The following is a 2,845-nucleotide window of genomic DNA, read 5'->3' as shown; positions in this document are numbered from 1 at the left end:
TCTGGGGCATTACCATGTCGATACGTTACCTGCGCCCTCAAGGGTAAATTCCCGGGTGGTCGATGTCTCATCGTCATTGGCACGGAGGGTGGTACGACAGCAACTCGGCATGGACCAAGAAGGGGCAGTTCAGCTGGAACCGATTGAAAGAAGCGACCGAGAGCTGCGTCTGGAATTTCATCAACGGCGAACCGATCGGCTGGGATGTGAAGCACGCCCACGGGATCATCAAACAGGTTCCTCCGGTCGGGTCGAAGGTGTGATCCACCGGCACTGCGCACCACCATTTGAACGCGAGAGATACGCTCGAATGGGGCGGGGACATTTCGCCCGCCTCACCTGTCTCCGAGATAGTTCTGAGGACAAACGCCGGTTAGATCGGAAGACGCTGGCCCGTAGAGTGTAGACGGCTCGTATTGACCATCTACAAAGTAGGAAACGGCGGGGGGCACCTGGCCAGAGACATGTCCAAATCAATTGCCTTAGCGGCGATCAATCCTTGCCCACGCTCGCCCATCAGCTAGCGTCAATTTGGGGTCACTCGATCTCGACCTCCCTGCCACGGCAAGGAGGCCATGATGACAAACCTATTCGAATACGACGGACCGCCAGATGACATCGAGATGGGGTCGCCCCCGCTCATCGAGCCACTATCCTGCGACCCCTGGGTGGCAAGCTCGGCCGTCCATAAGGCGATCCGACGAGGTGACGCCGAGACCGCTGAGCGTGCCGTTCTGACACTGATCGGTCATCGGGGGACCGGCGTCTTTCGGCGCTTGATGGTGATCGCGTTCGAGGATATCGGCATCGGCGCTCCCGATCTGCTGGTGACCCTCACCCGGCTCTGCACCGACGCCCGTCTTCGACGGCGGTACGGCGACACGCCGACGGTCACGTGTTCGATGGTCCGAGCCATGGCGGCGGCTCCGAAGGAGCGGTCGAGCGATTACCTGATCTGCTCAGCCGTCCACCGGCCGGATTGGGAATGCCACCGCGAGACCGTGGGTGCGCTCAGCATCAGAGACAGGATCGCCCTCGCGACGGACGCCGAGCAGCCATTGGCGTTAAGGGCGACCGCGTCATGGTTCGCCTCGGGGGTCGAAGCCGGCACTGAGAAGCGGATCGGCGGCGGTGACCTGACCGGCCTCATGACGGCCTACATCGATGCCGGCCTGCCCGAAGCGGCGGGACTGGCCATACAGGCCGCTGCGAGGGCCACACGCGAGCCCATCGTCCTCATGCTGCCGCCGCTCCTCCAGGAACTCAGACGGGGACGGAGTGAGCCGACAAGCCGATCCGTGCCGGTCCCGCCCACGCTATTCGTGAACGGCGTCCCAACCTATGCCCTCGACAAGCACACGCGGGCCGGCCGTCAGGCGATTGTGACCTTCGCTCGTGAGAACCAGGATGTGCGCTCGGCTCTTGAACGACACGTCCCCGAGTTCCGGCATAGGGACGCTGCGTATCTCGCGGCCTTCTACACCGACGCCATGCCGGTTACGCACCGGTTCGAGTGGGATCAGGTCGATGAGCTGGGTACGCTGGGGCGCGAGACGGATCTGCTCTGGGCCGGCATCCCTGCCACCGGCATGGCCGACATCCTCGCTGCCTTCCGGTCCAATCTTGCTCATCTGAATGAGGTTCGTGCCCGGCTTCTCCAGCCAGCACGACGGGCCAGGGAAGGCCGATGAACGACTTCCTACACTCCGATAACCCTCCATTATCAGAGCCCAAAAAAGAGAAAAACGCGGGCGATAAATGGAAAATTAACGAGGCGGTCGGTAGAATTGCAATTGATTGCACGAACCAAAAAGCCCCGCGTGCAATCAATTGCACAGCCGAACTCTCGAATTTTAGTAGAATTTTACCTTCCGTGGCCGATCTGGTCGACGGCTCACTGTCGGCCAGCAGCAAGCGTGCGTACCAATCCGACCTCGATCACTTCGTCGCCTGGGGTGGCATGATCCCGGCGTCGGCCGAAATGATCGCCGCTTACTTGGCCACCCACGCCGACGCTTTGACCCCGGCCACGCTGACCCGGCGGCTTGCCTCACTGGCGAAAGCCCACGCGCTGAAGCGGGTGTCGAGCCCGACGACCGATGCACTCGTCAAGGCGACCCTGCGGGGCATCAGACGAAGGAACGGTTCAGCTCAGCGCCAAGCCAATCCACTGCTGCGCGATGATCTCTTCGCCGTGCTGGCGGTTATGAGCGACCGGCCGAAGGACATCCGCGACCGTGCCCTGCTGCTGATCGGGTTCGCTGGCGGCTTCCGTCGATCGGAACTGGTCGGGCTGGATGTCGCCGATGTGGAGACCGTGCGCCAGNGGTTATGAGCGACCGGCCGAAGGACATCCGCGACCGTGCCCTGCTGCTGATCGGGTTCGCTGGCGGCTTCCGTCGATCGGAACTGGTCGGGCTGGATGTCGCCGATGTGGAGACCGTGCGCCAGGGGCTCGTGATCACGTTGCGCCGGTCGAAGACGGACCAGACGGGAGCGGGCAGGAAAATCGGGATACCCCATGGCCGGACGCGGTGGTGCCCGGTCGCCGCATTGGAAGTCTGGCTGTCGACCTTCGGCATCGAAGCCGGCCCCATTCTCAGGGGCATAAACCGACATGGGCGCGTCGGGGATCAGCGTCTGTCGGGAGAAGCTGTCTCGATCATCGTGAAGAAACGCTTGGCAGCGGCTGGCTTCGATCCCGAGGGGTACTCCGGACACAGCCTCCGTGCCGGCTTCGCCACCAGCGCCGCTCAGGCTGGTGCCTCGTCATGGAAAATCAGGCAGCAGACTGGGCACGCCAGTGATGCAATGCTCAGCCGCTATATTCGTGATGGCGAGCTGT

At 62.6% G+C, this 2,845-nt stretch carries 2 protein-coding genes; both read left to right on the top strand.

What is annotated here, in order from left to right:
- The first annotated feature begins 578 nt into the window (after positions 1-578).
- Positions 579-1,691 carry a hypothetical protein gene (locus VQ044_RS24520; RefSeq protein WP_327650119.1) on the top strand — a complete coding sequence of 371 codons (1,113 nt, stop codon included), beginning with the start codon at positions 579-581 and terminating at the stop codon, positions 1,689-1,691.
- Positions 1,692-2,331: 640 nt separating this feature from the next.
- Positions 2,332-2,845, top strand: a 514-nt coding sequence (locus tag VQ044_RS24515) for a site-specific integrase (RefSeq protein ID WP_331827847.1), incomplete at its 3' end; no start/stop codon positions are given.

Origin of the sequence: Aurantimonas sp. C2-5-R2 (assembly GCF_036549495.1) — a bacterium.
In the GTDB taxonomy this organism is placed as follows: domain Bacteria; phylum Pseudomonadota; class Alphaproteobacteria; order Rhizobiales; family Rhizobiaceae; genus Aurantimonas; species Aurantimonas coralicida_A.
The sequence above is the reverse complement of the archived record's forward strand: the minus strand, read 5'-3'. Positions and strand labels throughout refer to the sequence as shown.